The sequence below is a fragment of the Allobosea sp. MMO-172 genome (assembly GCF_037147855.1).
Taxonomy (GTDB): Bacteria; Pseudomonadota; Alphaproteobacteria; order Rhizobiales; family Beijerinckiaceae; genus Allobosea.
The window spans coordinates 64,571-82,861 of record NZ_JBBCUM010000002.1 but is presented as its reverse complement, the minus strand read 5'-3'; the positions used below and the strand labels follow the sequence as shown (position 1 = coordinate 82,861).

The 18,291-nt window shown below is 61.6% G+C and carries 14 protein-coding genes and 3 pseudogenes; all 17 read right to left on the bottom strand.

What is annotated here, in order from left to right; genetic code table 11:
- Window positions 1-3: 3 nt before the first annotated feature.
- Window positions 4-642: a hypothetical protein gene (locus WFK61_RS03625; protein WP_336810172.1), complete on the bottom strand. Its 639-nt coding sequence runs from the start codon at window positions 640-642 to the stop codon at window positions 4-6.
- Window positions 629-3,730, bottom strand: coding sequence for an HsdM family class I SAM-dependent methyltransferase (locus WFK61_RS03620; RefSeq protein ID WP_336810171.1), 3,102 nt, complete (start codon window positions 3,728-3,730; stop codon window positions 629-631). The genes WFK61_RS03625 and WFK61_RS03620 overlap by 14 nt, the downstream gene beginning before the upstream one ends.
- A 93-nt stretch (window positions 3,731-3,823) precedes the next feature.
- A complete protein-coding gene (locus tag WFK61_RS03615) occupies window positions 3,824-4,114 on the bottom strand; it encodes an XRE family transcriptional regulator (protein ID WP_336810170.1) in 291 nt (96 codons plus the stop codon).
- Between the two features lie 174 nt (window positions 4,115-4,288).
- Window positions 4,289-6,439 carry a beta strand repeat-containing protein gene (locus tag WFK61_RS03610; protein ID WP_336810169.1) on the bottom strand — a complete coding sequence of 717 codons (2,151 nt, stop codon included), beginning with the start codon at window positions 6,437-6,439 and terminating at the stop codon, window positions 4,289-4,291.
- 52 nt (window positions 6,440-6,491) lie between these two features.
- Window positions 6,492-7,457 (bottom strand): CsgG/HfaB family protein, encoded by a 966-nt coding sequence (locus WFK61_RS03605; RefSeq protein WP_336810168.1) that lies wholly within the window; start codon window positions 7,455-7,457, stop codon window positions 6,492-6,494.
- Window positions 7,454-7,999: a hypothetical protein gene (locus tag WFK61_RS03600; RefSeq protein ID WP_336810167.1), complete on the bottom strand. Its 546-nt coding sequence runs from the start codon at window positions 7,997-7,999 to the stop codon at window positions 7,454-7,456. Before WFK61_RS03600 ends, WFK61_RS03605 begins: the two co-directional genes overlap by 4 nt.
- Window positions 8,000-8,173: 174 nt before the next feature.
- Complete coding sequence (locus WFK61_RS03595) at window positions 8,174-9,094, bottom strand: LysR family transcriptional regulator (RefSeq protein ID WP_336810166.1); 921 nt, start codon at window positions 9,092-9,094, stop codon at window positions 8,174-8,176.
- A 19-nt stretch (window positions 9,095-9,113) separates the two neighbouring features.
- Window positions 9,114-9,581: a Ros/MucR family transcriptional regulator gene (locus tag WFK61_RS03590; RefSeq protein WP_336810165.1), complete on the bottom strand. Its 468-nt coding sequence runs from the start codon at window positions 9,579-9,581 to the stop codon at window positions 9,114-9,116.
- Between the two features lie 64 nt (window positions 9,582-9,645).
- A pseudogene (locus WFK61_RS26110) lies at window positions 9,646-11,889 on the bottom strand (autotransporter outer membrane beta-barrel domain-containing protein); the annotation flags it as partial.
- 123 nt (window positions 11,890-12,012) lie between these two features.
- Window positions 12,013-12,630 (bottom strand): annotated as a pseudogene (locus tag WFK61_RS26105) (autotransporter outer membrane beta-barrel domain-containing protein); the annotation flags it as partial.
- Window positions 12,631-12,723: 93 nt separating this feature from the next.
- Window positions 12,724-14,319, bottom strand: a pseudogene (locus WFK61_RS26100) (beta strand repeat-containing protein); the annotation flags it as partial.
- A gap of 47 nt (window positions 14,320-14,366) precedes the next feature.
- Window positions 14,367-15,014, bottom strand: coding sequence for a hypothetical protein (locus WFK61_RS03580; protein ID WP_336810164.1), 648 nt, complete (start codon window positions 15,012-15,014; stop codon window positions 14,367-14,369).
- Between the two features lie 99 nt (window positions 15,015-15,113).
- Complete coding sequence (locus WFK61_RS03575; protein ID WP_336810163.1) at window positions 15,114-15,731, bottom strand: helix-turn-helix domain-containing protein; 618 nt, start codon at window positions 15,729-15,731, stop codon at window positions 15,114-15,116.
- Between the two features lie 53 nt (window positions 15,732-15,784).
- Complete coding sequence (locus WFK61_RS03570; protein ID WP_336810162.1) at window positions 15,785-16,240, bottom strand: hypothetical protein; 456 nt, start codon at window positions 16,238-16,240, stop codon at window positions 15,785-15,787.
- Window positions 16,237-16,704 (bottom strand): hypothetical protein, encoded by a 468-nt coding sequence (locus WFK61_RS03565; RefSeq protein WP_336810161.1) that lies wholly within the window; start codon window positions 16,702-16,704, stop codon window positions 16,237-16,239. Before WFK61_RS03565 ends, WFK61_RS03570 begins: the two co-directional genes overlap by 4 nt.
- Entirely contained in the window at window positions 16,701-17,912 is a 1,212-nt protein-coding gene (locus tag WFK61_RS03560) for an EAL domain-containing protein (RefSeq protein ID WP_336810160.1), read from the bottom strand. Before WFK61_RS03560 ends, WFK61_RS03565 begins: the two co-directional genes overlap by 4 nt.
- On the bottom strand, window positions 17,909-18,145 hold the full coding sequence (locus WFK61_RS03555) for a hypothetical protein (protein ID WP_336810159.1): 237 nt from the start codon (window positions 18,143-18,145) through the stop codon (window positions 17,909-17,911). The genes WFK61_RS03560 and WFK61_RS03555 overlap by 4 nt, the downstream gene beginning before the upstream one ends.
- Window positions 18,146-18,291: the final 146 nt, after the last annotated feature.

Here is an 18,291-nt window from a genome sequence, read left to right as displayed (position 1 = left end):
CGTCTATGGCCAAGCGAGTAGGGTATGGGCCACCTCGATAACGTGACCTGGAGTGCAGGCATGCGTGGTTCGGAACCGGAGGGGCTTGCCCATTGCGACAGGCGCGTCGAACTCTGATTGGAGCCCGATACCGGCGGCTCGAAGCGCGAGAACTCTTTTGACGCCTCGCCTTGCGACATCCGTTTTCGCATTCATTACGTATCCCAGCATCATCGCGAGCGGCAAGCCGTTGGAATACTGGCCGCTCACGAAGCGGACGAGGCCTTCATCGACATATTCGCCGACGAGGGCTCGTATCCCGGTTTTGTAAGGGACATTCAGCCGCTTGCATTCGCAGGCCAGGTAGACATCCTCATCGTCACCAATGGTCAGCACGAAATCGATATTACTGGGTGCAGAGACGTTTCCAGCGGCGTCTTCGGCCAACAACGTATACTGGTAGATGATCCGACCCGGCACCTTCTTTGTACGGATCAATGACTGAACGAGGTGCTCCGTGATGTTGTCCTCGTGCGTCATTGCATTCTTCTTGGATTGAAGCGGCGCTATACAGACGGGCCAGGCCATCTCGACCGCGTCGGCCACACGCTCCTCAAGACCGCGAAAATGCGGGAGCCATGCATTGAGGTCACCGGTCAGCATGTTGACCACCGGCGTGACTCTCGCGGGCCACGGCGGCCGTAAATTCAGCCGCAATCTGTTCTGCGTCCGCCAATGCCGTCGATCGCAGCCAATGGCGAAGCTGCATCGGCTTGACCAGATACATGTCGCTTCCGATCACGAAGCGCAGGTCCGGCACCATTTGTACATTTCCCGGCAGGCGCACCGGCAGATTGGCCTGGATCGACTGAAGAAACGGCGCAACCTCGGAAGAGGCCTGCTCACGATACTCTCCATCCTCGGAGGAGATCGTCAGTTTCAGAATTGCGACGTCGCCGGACCTGGCAGCGAGCGATGCCTGAATCGGCTTCCGAAAGCTGGGCGCAAGGGCCTCGCAGAGCATGTGGGCGTAGTCGGCCCGATGCTCATATCTGCTGTTTGCCCAGATTTTCTGCAGTCCCGCGCTGCGTCGGGGCTGCATGGCGGGAATGATGTATCGGAAGGTGTCCTCGATCAACGCGATTTCATGCGCGTCGAGACCGTAATAATCGAAGACCAGGCGGTCGATATCAGCGAGTGGATCGGATTGCAGGGGGAGCAATTCGTTGGCATTCGAGATTTCGCGGTCGATCAACTTGACAATTTGATCCTCAGCGACGGCCGCCCTTTCAGGATCAGGCATATTCCGCGCGGCATCGAACGGAAGTTTGAGCAGTTCACCCTGATGCACCTTGGCGCGATCAGCACCGAGATTGGCAGTATCGTGGAAATAGAACCAGGCTGCCAAACTGCTGTTCAGCACGGCCGTCATCACTTTCGCGACACGCTTTTCCGTTTCAGGAAAGGCAATGGCCTGAATCGAATGCTGGAAGACCAGGTGTTGCTCGCAATAGGCCGCGCGAACGCGACCAATGGAGCGTTCGACACCCTGGGGAATCAGGATGTGGGGGCCGGCAAAACCTTCGGCAAACCCGGCACGATGAACGGTTGATGTCGACCAAGGGGCGGTTTCGATGGTCGGAAGAGCGATCGGTCGAAAAGCGCGGGCATTCAAGAACGGGAAGAGGGTGACGACATCTGCCGTCGTGGTGTCGTAGTCAGGATCGCCCAGTCGATCCTCCTGAGCGGGCTTGAACCCTTGACCAATGATCCAGTCCTTTGCGCGATCAACATCGGCATGGGCTTTGCTGATCTCCTTGTACTCCCTGACGAATACGTTGAGCGCAGGGATCGTACGCAGATATTGCAGCAGCGTTTCCTCCGGACCACGCGTCCAGAGCCGACGTTTGAACAAAGTGGGATCTTCGCCGACAAGATCGGAACGGAAGCGAAGGCGATCCGCACGCGACAGGCTCATCATCCGCTTGAGGCGTAAATTAAGGTCGGCTTTCGGCACCCAGTATTCGAAGCGATAGGGAGATTGCGTACCCTGTGTCGGCGCGTAGAGAACGAACGCAGTCGGCCGTTGGGCGCCATCGAATAACTGGAAGCAAAGGTCCGACAGGTTGATGATCCGGTGAACTCTTGCCTCACTGAGAAGCCGTCGCCGCGCGTCCTGCGTTTTTTGTGATGTATTGTGCAGAACGCCCATCGCCGGCAGCAGGAACGCAACGAGCCCATCGGGCTTGACGACCTTCAAAGCCTTCCAGACAAACCCCCATGCGATGTCCTTTTCAGGGTCAGGGTAGCCATTTGCCTTTGCCCATTTCTGAGCCGTCGTGACCTCACCGCTCCGTCCATTCCAAGGGGGATTCCCGATGACGGCATCGAAGCTTGGAACGTCCATTGCTCCAAAGAAATCGGAGGCTGGCAACAATGTATCGCCGTAGAGGGACGGCAAGAGCTTTCCTGCCTTCAGCAGCGCCGGCAGATCGGGTGGATTGGATTGCTCCAGCAGCGCGATGTAGAGCGAGAAGGCTGCGACGCGAACAGCCGAGGGATTGATGTCACCACCGTGCAAACGCCGCGCAATCGATTTCAGTTCGTTCCAAGTCGCATGGCGCTTGCTTTTCGCTCGGCAATGATGCGCCACAAGGCGCTGGAACAACCGCACGAGAAAAATCCCCGACCCGCATGCCGGATCGCAGAACACGCCCTTGGCCCGCTGCTCGTCGGATAGATCGTCCCAGAGCTGATTGACGACGACGTCCGCCAGAAACATCGGCGTATAAAAGGCGCCATCCGCGCTCTTTTTCTCGGCCTCTTCCTTCAGGAAACGATCATAGACGGCACTGATGAGGCCGATCGACATATACCGGAAATCGTAACCCCAGAGGCGAAGCTGACCGGACGCCATTTCCTCCCGCCCGTGCCGGAAACGTGCCAGCGTCCGCAGGTGTCGCACTGCGAGCCTGGGAGGCGTAGCATCCCCTGTCTCGAAGGCGCAGGGTGCGTTGAACAGGTTGCCGTTGAAGGCTTCCTTCAACCAGACGAACAGCGTTTCGAAATAGACAGGCGAGTCCGCTTCCAGCATTTCTCCCAGACTGGAGCAGGTCTTGTCGGACGCATCCTGAAACACGGCCTCCTTAATGATCTTTCGATCTTCCAGATAGGCGATGAACATCGTCTGCATCAGCAGCGCCTGAGCGGCTTCCCCGCCGAGGTCGCCGCGCATATCGCGGAACGCTTCCAGCAGGTTTGACAGCAGAACACTATCGACGCGATTGTCCGGGTCGAAATATTGGTCGTTCTCGAACCAGAAGCGCCCTGATTCCGTGGAATCGATCAACTCACGAAGTTTCAACGCGTCTGACAGGAGCGACAGCGTCGTAATCAGACGGGGATCGCTCCGCTGGCCCTCCTCGCGCTGGAAGGGTCTCTGGACGAGGGAATAGGCGACAAGCTCATCATCCTTCAGGACGAGCAGAAGGCTCATCAGACCCTGGTTCCAGAGTATTCGATGAAGTTCATCGATACGTGCCAGCGAGGCGTCCGGGTCGCTCAGAAACCCGATCGTCGGAACGCCCTCGATACAAAAGACAGCGGCAAGTCCGAGATCCGAAAGCGCAAAGCGGATCGCATCGGCATGCGGCCCCTGCTCCACATCGGATGGAGAGGTGTAAAATTCAGGCGCAGTCCGGCGATCGAGTGCGAGAGCCTCTCGCCAATGCGAAGCGAAGCTATTCGCCATGCCTCACCTCCCCAACCCCGCCGAAGCAGCACCATGTACCGCACAAACAAGAACAAATCAAGAACATTACAGCTGCGCGATGTGGCTGAGCGGTCATTCGTCCAACTCCAGCACCCCTTGCGGGTCGCCGGCAAATTTGCCGGCCCGCGCGGCACCACGAGGCTTCTTCCTTGCCGGCTCGAGCTTTTCGAAGATGGGCGCGTAATCGATGTTTCGGCTGGTCATCTCGGCAAGGAGGCTGGCGATCACGGCCAGATGTACGGGGATCTCACCGCTTTTCTTGTTATTGGACACCGAGTTCGGCTTCATACCCATAAGTTCCGCAAAGCGCCGGACGGTCAGCCCCGCCTTATTCAATTCGGCGATGAAGTCGTCGTATTTCACAGCGCCATCCACCCATGATTTAATGAGCATATCACATAAAATCATGTGCCTGCAATCGAGGCGGCTCAACCGAACAGGGAAACAGGAAGAGCCGCCATGCCGAGGCGGGGCATGGCGGCTCCATCGGAAGGCGCCGGGGGAGTGCGGCGCGGCGACGCCTCCGATCATGGACGATCAGCGGGTGCCGATCGAATTCAGGGCGTGGTTGCCGATGGCCATAGCCGCGGCAGCATTCCCGCCAATCAAGAGGTTGCCGGTATGAAGGCCTGCGGTTGCGATCGCCGGTGTTGCATCGACCACGGTGGCCGTCACGGCGCCGTTATTCGTCTGGCGGTTGTTGACCATCACAAGATGCGGAGCAGCGCCGCCGCTGACGGATGCCGCGTTGAGAGCCGTGTTGCCGTAGGCCGCGGCATTCGCGCTGTTTCCGGCAACACCAAGGCGCGTGCTGTCCGTGCAGTCGCAGTTAAGGGCAATCTGCGATCCGCTACCGATCGTCCGCGCGGTGACGCTCCCCTGGTTATCCTGGACATTCGACAGCATGGCGGTTGCCGGCGTGGAATAGCTGGCACTCATCAGCATCGGAACATCGGGACTACCCTCGCCGCCAGCGCCGATCCCGGAGGAGATCGTCATCCGGTTCTCGACGGCATTGCCACGTGCGAGCGCGGTTGCGGTGTTGCCGCCGACCGTGATCGACGAGCCCAGTGCACCGCCACTTGCAAGATTGAGGACCGTGATCGAGGACGATTGAACCGTGGCCTGGTTGGACTGGTGATTGCCGAGGGTAACCCCTGCTCCGAGCGCACCGGCGGATTTCACGGTGAGATCATTGGCGGTACGGTTGGCCGTCGCCTCCGATGCGGTCCGATTGGAGTTCAGGATGTAGGTCGAAGCCTCGATCGCACCAGCATTTGCGGTTCCGCCAAGACTGCTTTCGGCCAGCGCATCGACCGAGCCGCTGGCGCTCTGATCATTGAAGATGACATGGTCGCCATAGGCGGCTCCGCCCCAGACGCCGGCATAAACTCCGCCTGCGATCGTCGCGGCCTCAATGACCAGCGTATTGCCGACGTCGTTCATGCGCGCCACTGCGCCATTCTCGTTGCCCGACACCGACAGGGTAGCCCGGTTTGCGATGGCGGGCGTTACGAGACCGAGATGCGACTGCGCCTTCAGATCGCCGCTTGCGGTCTGGGACGAGGACAGTGCTGTCGCGACGTAGGGAATCTCGTAGCCTCCGTCGATGGTCGCGGCCGAGACGGTCAGTGCATTGGTTGCTGCGTTGCCGAAGATCCGAGCCGTCTGGCTGTTGCGATCGATCGAAACGGCCGCATCGCTCAGCGAGGTTCCGACCGAGAAGGCGTAGCGGCCATCGGCGGTGGCAGACATGCCCGGCCCCGCCACACCATCGCGGCCACCGACATCGAAGCGCTGCATGTTGGCGATGACGAAGGTGCCGCTTGCACCGATACCTTCAGTCAACTCGCCCGCCGTGGCGCCATAGCCGGTGCCGCCATGCACAAGGGTCGCCGTTTCAACCGCGAGTTCATTACTGGCGCGATTGCCGACTGTCATGGCCTCGACAGTGTTGTTCAGGATCGACACCCTGCCGTTCGACAGGGAACCGCCGATGGTGACGACCGCTCCGCCGGGTGCGGCCGCAGTCCCGAACCGGGCATCGGTACCGGCTTCGCTCATCTGGTGATTGTTGATACCCGCGACGGTCGCGATGTGGGTCGCCTTCAGAGCGAGACTGTTCGACACGTCGTTGCCGAGCGCAGTGGCCGCAAAAGCATTGGCATCGACGCCGATCATCGCGTCCAGGACGTCGTCCGCGACGCCGACGGTCAGAACCGGCAGGATACCTTCGGCAAGGATGGAACCGACGCCGAGCGTCTGCGTGCTGGCGATGTTGAATGCGCCATTCACAAAGACGCTGCCGTCAGCCGTGTAAGCAACCGGCCCGACGACCTCGTAATAGGGATATTCGCCGGATGTCGTGGGCTGGACTACGTCGATCGCATTGCGTTCGATCGTCATCATCTGCTGCCCGGTATTGCCGATGGCGGTGGCGCGCCGGTCGCCAGCCGTGATCCGAGCGTCTGACGACAGAAGCGATCCGCCGTTGACGATGACGCCGCCGGCGCCGGAATTGTCGATCAGCGCGTGGATGGCGGGTGAGGACACCATCTGCTCGTTGATCAGGTTCTGATGGCCCGTCGCGCTGATGTCCGCGGCTGTCACCGCAGTGGCGGCAGCGAGAAGAGCGAGCGCGGCTGTGCCGGACATCAACAGGGCATTTCGGGAGAGAGGCTTAGACATGAAGGGCTCCTTCTGGGTGCAAAATGGTTGGAGGTCGGTCGGGAGGATGCGATCACGGAGGCGAGTAACGCGTAGGCGGGAGATCGAGATTTCGCGGCGTAACTGTCGACGGGCTGTTCGCAGCGATCACCAACCCGGCCTGTCCGGGCGAACTACCAGGCTGCTTTCGGGCGAGGCAGGCTTCCGGGTCAGTCTTCAAAACCGAACCAACCAGTCGCAGGGTCGCCTCTTCGAGCGTGGCGCGGATGCCGAGCTGCAGCGGCTCCTGGCCCTTCGCGCCTAGATTGATGTCGAAGAGGTCTGACCCGAAAAAGCGGAACGTGCCGACACCGATCTCGTAGCCGACATATTGCTTGGTGAGGCTGATGGTCTTTTGAACGATCAGCGAGCGCGTATCGACGATACGCAGGTCGACAGCGACCGACTGGGTAAAGGTACGCGCCTTGGGTCCGACATTGTTCATGCCGATCTCGGCGCCGCCGGAGTGAAGATTGTAGTTGAGCTCGGTGATGCCGCCGATGATGAAATAGTCCGAGCCGATGATCGACCCGCCAAAATACGGCATCCACTTCACCGGCTCGCCGGCTTTACCCGGCAGCCTGTGCGTCTCTCCGTCGCCGAGCTGGCGCTTGTCGGTGTAGATCAGCTCGCGCTCCGCCACGGACGGATCGAAACGTTCTGCGAGACGCACACGGCCGCCCAATTTGCCGAGCGCCGAATAGACCATCAGGGCACCGCCCTGGGTGATGGCGTTGCCTTCGACATTGGAGAACTTGCCGGTATAATCCTTAACGTCACCGACACCGATCACCGGCGCCTTTCCCTTTCCGGCCAACCCGCCACGGTAGCATGCAAAAACGGGATCCATGGGCGTGCGGTTGTCACGCGCGGCGGGGCCCACCGGCTGTGAAGCCTCCCCGATGGCGACACGCTCCGTCTGAACGGACGCGCAGGCGGTGAGACCTGTGGTCAGAAGAAGCGCGGCCACAGCGCGAACTGAGAGGACACGCCGCATCATTGGCCGTCTCCAAACGTGCAGCCTGCGCTGCCAGCGATACTGGCCGCTTGCGAACCGCTGTTAGTCTGTGACGAGTTCAACGCCTGATCGGCCGCCCCATGCACTGAAGCCGAGGTGCCGCCAACGATATGGGAGGAGACCGCGCCGGAATTGCCCTGCGCTGCCTGGCTTTTGCCGCCATTGAGAAGCGTCGTGGCATCGTTGCCCGTCGCCACCGAGGACGCGCCGGTGACGGACGGCGAGTTGGCGAGCGCGGTCTGACTGTCGGAGTTGCCCGTTGCGTTTGCCGTAACGCCGCAATTGTACTGGCGACCGATATTGGTGGTGTAGCTCGGCGCGTTGTAGTAGCCGGAGCGCCGTTTCTCCAGGAGGTCGAGAATGACCGCCTGATTGACGCGGTCAGCGGTGGTCCTGAACTGCCAACCATAGCTTTCGCCGTAATTGTTGGCGGCGGCCGGCACGACGAGGCCCGCAGACAAAATGAAGATGGATGGAATGCAGCCTTTCCGAAGCGTTCGGAGTGCTTGGTGGCGATTGAGCATGGTGTTGTCCCCTTGAACCGGCCTCGTGCCGCGTGTTCTTCGGGGATGATTAGTTGATGGCTAAAAAGGCTCTTCGCAACAAGTATTTAGCGTCATAGCGCCGTGGCGACGAAGAAGAAACAGACGGATAGAACGCAGTAGAGGCGCAGTTCTGTTCGACCGCGCGTCAACCGCTCACGAAACGGCGGACTCCTGCGGTGACAAATCCGGAAACTGAGAGCGTAATGTCTCGAGAAAGCTCTTGAGCGCTGTCTTGCGGTTCGAGGGAGACCAGCAGGCGAAGAAGTCTAATCGCTCGCAGCGGCCATCGTCGCGGATCTCGCGATAGACGACGCCGTCGCAATGGACGCCGGTCGCACCCTCGAGCATGAGAAGCACGCCGAAGCCACTACGGACGAGCGTGAGGATGCGGTCTAGAGCAGCCGCATGATAGATAACGGACGGGAGTGGATAGAGGCTCAGACGATCGCAAAGCCGCTGATGCAATTCCGGACCAGGTCCTTCCTCCGGCAAAAGGATCGGCGTCGAGACGAGATCACGCCAGCCGATGGTAGAACGCATGGCTAGCGGGTGTTCTGCCGGGAGCGCAGCGACGATGCGTTCGGACCAGAGGCCGAGCCACCGATCCGGCCAGGGCGCGGAGGCCCCTGTGACGATGGCAATGTCCAGATTGCCGCCGCGCACACGCTCGAGAAGATGGGAGCTGTCACCATCGACGACACGCAGATCGATGGTCGGGAAACGGCGCATGAACTCGGCGAGCAGAATGGGCATGTGACCCGTGGAGGGGGAGGCCTGCATCCCGATCGTTAAGCTCAGGCGATGACGGACACTCTTACTTTTGAGCTTTCGGGCCAGAGTTTCGGTGTCGTCGCGAACACGGCGGGCGACCGCGAGGAATTCGAGGCCCTCAGGCGTCGGGCGTGTCCCGGACCGGTCGCGCTCGAACAAGACAACGCCGAGCCTGGTTTCCAGCGTCTTGATGCGACGGCTCAGGATGGACTGCCGTACGCCCAGGGCGATTGCGGCCTGACGCATGCTGCGATGCTCGGAGACGGCAATTGTCCACTTGAAATCACGAATCTCGATATCCACTCATGCTCCCGGTCCGATATCAGGACGGTTTCCTTTTCGCCTTCCGGCCAAGCCCATTCGTCTTGGCAAGCCTGGAGCGCATGATGGAATAGCCCGGCGCCGTCATCGGATAGTCGGAAGGTAAACCCCATTTCTGGCGGTATTCGTCGGGTGTCAGGTTGTAACTGGCCTTGAGGTGCCGACGCAGCGACTTGAAGGGCTTACCGTCCTCAAGGCAGATGATGACATCCTTCGTCACGGAGGACTTGATCGGGACCGCCGGCTTCGGAAGTGTCAACTCGCTCTCCACGACAGACCCCGCTTTGACCGCGAACAGCTTTAGCAGCGTAGTGTGAGTGTCGACGATCAACTGGGGCAGATCGGCATGCGGTACGTGGTTGCAGGCCACGTAAGCAGCGATGATCCGCGCAGCGGCAGAAAGACAGGTAGACGATGCCGGCTCTCCGAAATTGTTCCCCTTTGGCGGGATGGCGGTGCTTGATCCCATGAGCGCTCCCCTTGTTCCTGGTCGCCGTCACCACGATCAGGGTGACGGCGCAGAACGTCTGTTTTCAGAACTTCACGTTGAGGTTTCCACGAAGGCCCTGGCTCTGCATCCCGTTGGCGAACTGGCCGGTATAGGAGATGCCGAGCGAGATATTCGGATTGAGTTTGGTGGACAGGCCCACATCGACAAGAGCCGCATCCTGTGCGATGGGCAGGCCGGCGATGCCGAAGGGATCGGAGCCTGCGAGTGTAAAGGTGCTGGCTGGCGTGGTGTCGCCGAGAGCGTGCCGCCAGGCGACAGAGCCGGTGGCGGTCAGCGTATAGTCGCCGACCGCGAAGTCGGTCGCCGCACGCAGGCCCAGCGTCGAGAAGGTGACGTCGGTCGAGCCGCCTCTCGCCGTCAGCGCAGCAAGACCGCCCTGTTCGGTGAAGCCGCCCGTTCTGAGGCTCACATGCGCGAGGCCGGCGAAGGGTTCGAACGATACCGAACCGACATCGATGCGATAACCGGCCTCGCCGAAGGCCTGGAACAGGCCGGCATCGTATTTGGCCGTCAGCCGGTCCGAGAAGCCGGTGAAGCCGACACCCCGGCTGGTGGTCACGTCGTTCCAGCTATAGGCCGTGCCGAAGCGCAGACCGAGACTACCGACCTGCGTGCCGCCATAGGCGCCGACCGTATAGCTGTCGGCATTGCCCGACGAACCACGCTCGTTCACGCCGTAGGTGGAGCGACCATAGCCGGCGAGCACACCGAGGCGCCAGGTATCGAAGACCGGAGCGTCGGCGCCGGCGACAAAGCCGCCGACATTGTGGCTCATGGCGGCGGCATTGCCGTCACCATCGACATTGCCCCAGGCTCCGTAGCCGTTCGACCAGAAGGTCAGGCCGTCGATACCGTAGCTGGCCGAGGCCATTGACGGAGCGCCGACTGTCTCGAAAGCCGCGCGGATGCGATCGATGGCGGCGCTGCGCACGAAGCGGCTATCCTCGACCATCGCTCCCTTGATCGAGGAATGAACCTCGCCCGAGAGCTGGTTGAAAGCCGAGCGCGCCTCCGCATCGGTCTGGATGCCCGAGAGCGCTGTGCGCAGGGCATTGCCAGCGGGAAGACTTTGCAGTCCGCCCGCGACCGCGATCTGGTTCGGTGTCGTGGCCGCACTGGCAAAGGAACGCGTCTGCTTTGCATCGAGATAGACGCTGTTGCCATCATAGCCGGCCACCAGCGAGTAGAAGGCCGATACCGTCGTGTCGCCGGTCACCACATAGGTGCCGGTCACCCCACCGGTCGCGGTCAACACCGTGTAATGGGCATTGAGCGCGTAAGGAGCGGTCGAGCCATACTTCGAGACATTGAGCACAGCGCCGCTGGCAAGCGTTGCCGTCCCCGTCACCGCGATCAGGTCCGACGTGCTGCTGCCCGGCACCAGCTCGGCCGCATAGGTCGAACCTGAAGCCTGGCTGTAGTTCCCAGCCACCGTCAGCGTGCCGGGGCTGTTGCCCGGAGAAACCATCGAACCGGCCTGCGCCACGATCCCACCGACCGTGCCAGAACCAGACAGCAACGCTCCCGTCCCGGCCGTCACCACCGATCCGGCGAGCGAGCCATTCACCTTCAGACCGCCCTGCGACAGCGTCGTCGCACCCGTGAAGGACGAGGAGTTCCCCGTCAGTTCCAGGACGCCCGCACCAGTCTTGGTGAGTGAACCCGCGCCGGTGATGCTGCTGGCGAAACTGGCATTGGTCGCCTGATCGAGGACCAGAGCGGCATTGTTGGCGATACCGCCCGTGCCGAAGCTGGTGGCCGAACCGGTCAGCGTGCCCGACGCGATCGTCGTGCCGCCGGTGTAGGTGTTGACGCCAGAAAGCGTGAGATTGCCCGAACCGGCCTGCTTCACATCGCCCGAACCGGAGATGATGCCGGCGAAGGTGATCGCATCGGACCGGTCGAAGACCAGATGGCCGGCTCCTGCTCCCAGATAATCGGTCGCGATATTGCCAGTGATCGAACCTGTCGTTCCACCATTACCGATCTTCAGCGTGCTGCCCTGCATCCAGGTGCCGCCGCTGAAGGTGTTGTTGCCTGTCAGCGTCAGGGTCATGCCGCCGCCGATCCCGAACCGGCCCGTGCCGGAGATATCACCGGCGAAGGTCAGGTCGGCGCTGCGGTAGAAGGCGAAGTCACCGTTGTTGACAACGTTGCCGGCGATCAAACCGGTCGAGCCGCCATTGCCAATGCGTAGGGTGCCACTCGAGATCGTCGTTCCGCCGCTGTAGGTGTTGTCGGCGATCAGAACCAGCGTGCCGAGATCGGTCTTGTCGAGACCGCCCGAGCCGGTCAGCACCGAGCCGATGGTCGCGGTCATGGCGCTGCTGCCGGCAGTGCCGTCGCCGACGCGTACCGTGTTGGAGCCAGAGAGCAGTTCGACCGCACCACCGGTGACGACATAGCCATCGGTCGCAAACTGCAGGCCCGACACCTGTACCTGACCGGCGGTGTTGTCGACCGTCACCGTGCCGGCGGTTCCGCCGAACACCGCGAAGGCGCCGTTGGTATAGGGCGCATTGAGCGTACCATCGGCCAAGGTCCAGTTGTCGCTGCTAGCGCCGCTGGCCGCCCGAGTCCAGGTGCCGGAACCGCCTTCGATCGCGCTGTTGTTCTTGATGCCGGCGCCGCCATCCCAGAAGCGCAGCGTCAGGCCCTGCGTGTTGATCAGGTTGACCTGATTTGCGACCGAGGTCTGGACATAGTTCACCGACCCGTTCGGCGCCGTCCCGACCACCAACCCATTGTCGGTCAGGGTCCCGTCATAGCTGATGATCCGGTAGATGCCCGCCCCATAGGTGCCGCCCGCCGACTGCGTGACGTTGAGCGTGCCGTCCAGCGTCAGATTGCCGTGGACGATGGTGTGATCGTTCAGGCTGCCACCGACGACACCGGCCTGGCCCAGTTCGTAGTTCAGCGTCGAATTCGCCGCCAAAGCCAGGTTGCCGTTGATCGTCAGCGTGCCGGGGCTGTTGCCGGGCGCCAGTACGCCATCGGTGATCGACACCGAACCGCCGATCGTGCCCGAGCCGCCAAGCACACCGCCATTGCTGACCGAGACCGTGCTCGATGCATTGCCCAGCGTCCCGTTCACCGACAGCGTACCACCGGTCACCGAGGTCGTGCCCGTGAAGGAACCGCTGCTGCCGGAAAGCAGGAGCTTGCCCGATCCCGCCTTGGTGAGCGTGCCGGTGCCCGAGATCACCCCGTCAAAAGCCGAACCGTCGGCTCGGCTGAAGATTAGCGCTCCGTCATTGGCGATATCGCCAGCAAAGGTGCCGACCGATCCGCCGTTACCGATCTGCAAGGTCGCGCCAGATGCAATCGCGGTCGTGCCGGTGAAGCCAGATGAATCTCCCGTCAGAATGGTCGTACCAGCGAGGATGCCAATCGTTCCGTTGCCCGAAACCCCGGAGCCCAGCTCATAGTTCGACAACGTGTGATTGAAGGTGAGCTTGCCCGTGCCGGCGCCGAAGACGATGCCGTGCGCCGCACTGACGCCGCCGGCCGCCACCGCAGTATCCCCTGCCTTGGCGCCGATGGCGAGCTCGCCCGCCGAACCGGCGTTATAGGCGATCCGCAATTCGTTGGCCGCAGTGAGTGACGCGCCGTCCTGCACTACAATGATGCCGTTGCCGTAAGAACCGGCATAGACATTGCCGAGGAACGTAGCGTGAGCGATCGTGGAAAGGGACGTACCTGTCCCTGTGAGCAGCATGGTGCCGGTGGTGCCGGTGTCGACGCCAACAGCGATGACCGAGGCCGTGGCCGTAGCACCGTCCGATAGCGTTAGTGCTCCGTTGCCGGCCGTACCGTTACCGTTGCCGCCGACATAGATCAGCAGGTGCCCATCCATCACCGTTCCGGCGCCGGTCACCGTCAGCGATGCGGAACCCGCTGCCGCGCCTTCGACATAAATGCCGTCCGCCTCCAGGCGCGCACCGTTCGAAACGGTGGCGGTTGCGTCCTCAAGGCTGAACCAGCCGTCCGCAGTGACCCAACTATCAGGCGTTCCCGGATGCTGTGTCCCGACCAGTATCATGGAATCAGCGCCCGCTACCGTAGTGACGCTACCGCCCTTCAGGTATAGGCCTCCCGCGACCGTTTCGAGCGTCGCGCCATTCTGGATGGAGAGCGTGCCAGTCGATCCTGTGCCGGCCCCGAGCATCATGCTGTTCGTTGCCGTCAGCTTGCTACCGCCGCCGGAAATGCTGATGTGTGCTGTACCGCCGCTGCCTCCAGCAGCATCGAGACTAGCCGCCGTGACGGTTGCTCCGTCGCTGACCGCAAAGGTCGTGGCACCGAGATACCCAAGGGACAAAGTGTCAGCCGTCAGCGAGGAGCCGCTGCCGGTGACAGTCATATTGCCGATGGCTCCTGCCGAATTCGCTGCCGTGACCAGACCGGTGACAGCAAGCGAACCGCCGCTCTGGACCAGAACCGTGCCGGACGCTCCGTTATTCGCACCGATATCCATAGAAGCGAAGCTGGCCGAGCCGTGATCGGAAAGCGTCAGCGAGCCCGTTCCCGAAAGCCCGACATAGACGTGACGATCGCTGATCCATTGCGAGCCGGTCCCCGATACAGTCACGGTACCGTTGGTGTTCGCCTGATTGCCGATATAGCTGGTCGAGCCGATTGTGCTTAGCCGCGCCCCGCTCAGAACCGAGACATCGCCCGAAGCCCCCGTATTCATGGCCACCTGGAACGCGCCGAAATTGGCCGCGCCGCCATTGGACAGCGTCAGGTGACGATACCGCTGTAGCCCACATTCACCGGACCCGTCGCCGTCCAGGACGACGCAACGCCATCGATCGTCGCCGTGCCTTCGCCGGAAGCCATGCGGCCCAGATGCAGATCGCCACTGGTCACAGCGCCGCCACCGGAGACGTTGACCGCGCCGGTGCCATACGTGCCGAGGAGAATACCGTAGCTATTAGCCCAGGTACTGCCGGTGCCGGCGACACTGACCGTGCCGGTCGATCCGGCGGCATCACCAACCGCATCGTATCCAGAGACCGTGGACAAAGTTCCGCCGTTCTGGATCGTCAGCGTGGAAGTCGTGGCGGTCGAGCCAAGGGAAACAATGCTGGCGACCGCACCCGCAGCGCCGATCACCGGATTGTTCGAACTGTTGTCGATGGTAACCGTATCCGAGGCGGTCGGCACCGCACTGCCCGACCAGTTGCCCGCCACGAACCAGTCCGCACTGGTGCCGCCGCTCCAATTAACACTGGCGCTAAGCGCCGGCGCCGTTAGCGCCGTCGTCGAAATAAGAAGGAGAGGCAAAAGCAGGGAGCGTCTGCCGCATCGTTGCGCGACATTCCCTTCCACTGTCTTACCCTGTGCCTGCGATGAATTGCTGCGCGCACGCCCCGTTGCCCCCGTCATGATACTACCCTCGTTTTGTTGTCTGAGTCCGCCGACGCCTCCGCGGCAGACTGTGAGAATTGGAAATTGTCCGGTGTCTGCGGCTTAGCCTGCAGCGCCTCACTCGCGTCGCGGCTGGCGCGGCAAATGAAAGACGCCGGTCTGTGGTTCGCCTTCGCCGCCCTGCTCGCGGTAACCTCTGATCTTGTTGCGGACTGTCCGCACCGACACACCGAGCACCTCGGCCGTGTGCGTCCGATTGAAATGATGCTGCCGCAGTGTCGCCAGGATCAGGCTGCGTTCGACATCATCCAGCGTATGACCGACCAATTGGGCGACGAGCCCATGCGCCGTGTTCGACAGATGTCTGCCGCGATCCAGCGCAAGATGGCAGATGATGTGATCGAGCAGGAGTTCGTCGCTGGCTGTCTCTACCGTGACCGCGCCGGACCGTCCTTCAACCGACAGGATGAAAACGCCTCGTGAGTCATCGATCCGAACCACCGCATGGTGACCGACCAGCAATCGTGGATCGACGGTCTCAGCCATCCGGCAGACCGGCTCCTCATAGGAGCGCGATGGGTCATAATAGAGATTTGCGAGATCGCGGCAGATGGCGGTGAGGCGCGTCCTTGCAACAGATGCAAAATCTGCGACCGAATGCGCTGCCTGCAAGGGGTGCTCGGTCGCGGCCGCCTCGACGGAGCCGCGTTTTCCGAACGGCTTGAATACCCGCAAGGGGTTCTCCCGCCCGGCTTTGCCGCGACTTTTCCCGAAGATTTGATGTGTTGTCATGGCGCGCCTGCCAGAAGCACGAGCGCCGTTGAGACCAGTGACACCACAAGCACGATGCCGCTTGCGAACGGCACACCAGCGATTCCGAAGCTACCGGCAACCGCTGCGAAGCCGGCCACTGCACCGCAGAAGACTCCGGAGACGGATCGCAGTTCCACCATTTTAAGACCAGACAAGGTCTCTTGCGACAGCTTTCCGAAGACGACACGCAGGCCCGACAGCACCCAGAATCCAACGACCCAGATGACCAGGAGATCAGCAACGACCGTGAACAGGCAGGACGAGAGCAGGACCACCACAAGCACCAACGTCATGGCGATCACTGCGTACGAAAAGAAGCGTAAGCGCCGCGACAAAAGCAGATCCCGTTCATGCGACAGTAATTCCGCCCTAGCGCGCCGCGCTGCGGGATCAGTGTTGCGTTGGACGAGCTGGCGAAGGTGCATCCTCATGAGGAGCGCCCTCCGAACCAGGCATCGACGAGCCTTGCGTAGCTGGCCCACCACTGCCGGATCACCGAGCCGTGCCGCCAGGCGATCCCTCCAATGTCTTCGATTTCCGTTCGGCGATACGCGCCGACCTCATCAGCAGATGGGAAGAAAAAGATGTCGTCGAAGCCGGCGATCAGCGCCGTCTCGTAGACACGGAGCGCTTCACCGCTCGTCTCCGGTGAACGCCCGAACTCCAGGCTTGTGACGATCTCTTTTGCACATGTCCGGCAGTGGTGAAGTTGGGACCAGGGCGTGTCGGTCTCGGCATTGAGCGGCTGGATACAGGATAACCTGTCGATCAATCGACGCGAGTTGGAAACCGATTGCGCGGCAGATCTTTGCGCGAGCCTCTCAAGCGAGACATCCGCCCTCACGACGGAAGTCCCCTGCACCACACGCCAGCTTGACGAAAAACCTGGCATCATAGGTGCAGACCTCCGCCATAAGAGGCCTGTCGGGCAGTGAGGTCGAGCTGCGCCTCCGCTTGCGCAAACGGCCGCGCGATTGAGGGCGCGGCGACATGATATCCCTGAACCCAACGCGCACCCGCCCGGTGGGCGAAAACGAGATCGCGCTCGTCTTCGATCCCTTCGACGACGACCTGACCCGCCAGGCAATTGCAGAGATCAACGAGGCCGACGAGAAGTTCACCGCCGAAGACTTGCCCCACGGCTTCCCGCAGAAAGAGGCGATCGATCTTGATGATATCCGGCCGCAGTGCGAGGCTCTGCGCAATTGAACTATGACCGGCACCGAAGTCATCGAGCGCAACCTGGCAACCCAGATGCTTGAGCCGCGCGACAAGACGCTGCGCCACCTCCATGTCGGCAAGGAGAGCAGTTTCCGTAATTTCAATCACGAGTCGCGCGGCCACTTCCGGCGCGGCGGCAAGCTCATCGAGAACGGAAACCCAGTACTCGTCATCGACAACGCTCTGAGCGGAAACATTGCAGCCGATCCGCCCGCAGGGATTGGCGCGGAGCGTTTCTATGGTTTTCAGAACGACGAAACGGTCGAACAGGCGCGACAGCCCGAGCGCCTCAATAGCGGGCACAAATTGCCCCGGAGACACCACCTCCCGCCGACTGTCAGCCGGAACAACACGCGCAAGAGCTTCCCAATAGAGGAGGTCCTCGCCATCGGCGGCGCGAACGGGCTGGAAAGCAAGGGCGAGACGGCCATCATTCATTGCCTCGAAGGCCGAGACGGCATCCTTCATCAAGGAAAGAAAGGTGCAGCGAGCAGACTCGCTTGCGAGCAAATAACAACCGTCCGGCGGGGCCGGCGCATCTTCATTGGCCACTGACAAGGCGAGGAGAATTGAATCGCCGTCGATGACGGCAGGATCACGCCCCAGCGCGACCAGCAGCGCTTCACTGCGGCCGCGAAGTTCAGTCAATCCCGAACCACTGTCGGGAGAGATCCTTAAATGGGCTCCATCGCATTCAACGTCGATACGCTCATCGCCAAGAGCCGCTTGGGCACGAAGACGCAACTCCGCCATCGCCGCATCGGCAGCACGCCGCCCGCAGGCAGCGGCGACGTCGAAATAGTTGCGGACGAAGATGCAGAGCGCGGGTGCGGAGCCGCTCTCCCAGTGCGCCGGCGAAGAGAAAAGCACACCGACCGTCATTCGGCGCCACCCTTCAACAGCTTCGCCGATACGCCGTGCGCCCACCAGCCGGCCAAAAGACCGAGAAGCGCAGCGGCAAATACGCCGACAGCGAGCCTGATCTCCCCAGCCAGGAAAAATCCGACAACCCCGCCAGAAACCGCCGCGGCACCGGCCAGGACAACAGCCTCAGGACGCGGCGCCCCCTGCTGCTCCACTGATTCTTCGACAGAATCATGCGGCGTTCTGCGCATAAGGGGTCCCTTGTGTATCTAAGCATAAACAAGGAACGTGGCCGTCAAGGGGCACGAATTTTGTAAGTATTTTCAATGGCCGCGAGAATGCGAGCTGCGAGCAACGAAAGGGACCGGTTTTAGTCAACACAAACGGAGAGGCGAAC

What these genes read in the sequence shown, in the direction of transcription:
- WFK61_RS03625 (WP_336810172.1), bottom strand. Translation starts at nt 642, where the DNA reads ATGCTGACCGGTGACCTCAATGCATGGCTCCCGCATTTTCGCGGTCTT.
- WFK61_RS03620 (WP_336810171.1), bottom strand. Translation starts at nt 3,730, where the DNA reads ATGGCGAATAGCTTCGCTTCGCATTGGCGAGAGGCTCTCGCACTCGAT.
- WFK61_RS03610 (WP_336810169.1), bottom strand. Translation starts at nt 6,439, where the DNA reads ATGTCTAAGCCTCTCTCCCGAAATGCCCTGTTGATGTCCGGCACAGCC.
- WFK61_RS03605 (WP_336810168.1), bottom strand. Translation starts at nt 7,457, where the DNA reads ATGATGCGGCGTGTCCTCTCAGTTCGCGCTGTGGCCGCGCTTCTTCTG.
- WFK61_RS03600 (WP_336810167.1), bottom strand. Translation starts at nt 7,999, where the DNA reads ATGCTCAATCGCCACCAAGCACTCCGAACGCTTCGGAAAGGCTGCATT.
- WFK61_RS03590 (WP_336810165.1), bottom strand. Translation starts at nt 9,581, where the DNA reads ATGGGATCAAGCACCGCCATCCCGCCAAAGGGGAACAATTTCGGAGAG.
- WFK61_RS03580 (WP_336810164.1), bottom strand. Translation starts at nt 15,014, where the DNA reads ATGACGGGGGCAACGGGGCGTGCGCGCAGCAATTCATCGCAGGCACAG.
- WFK61_RS03570 (WP_336810162.1), bottom strand. Translation starts at nt 16,240, where the DNA reads ATGAGGATGCACCTTCGCCAGCTCGTCCAACGCAACACTGATCCCGCA.
- WFK61_RS03565 (WP_336810161.1), bottom strand. Translation starts at nt 16,704, where the DNA reads ATGATGCCAGGTTTTTCGTCAAGCTGGCGTGTGGTGCAGGGGACTTCC.
- WFK61_RS03560 (WP_336810160.1), bottom strand. Translation starts at nt 17,912, where the DNA reads ATGACGGTCGGTGTGCTTTTCTCTTCGCCGGCGCACTGGGAGAGCGGC.
- WFK61_RS03555 (WP_336810159.1), bottom strand. Translation starts at nt 18,145, where the DNA reads ATGCGCAGAACGCCGCATGATTCTGTCGAAGAATCAGTGGAGCAGCAG.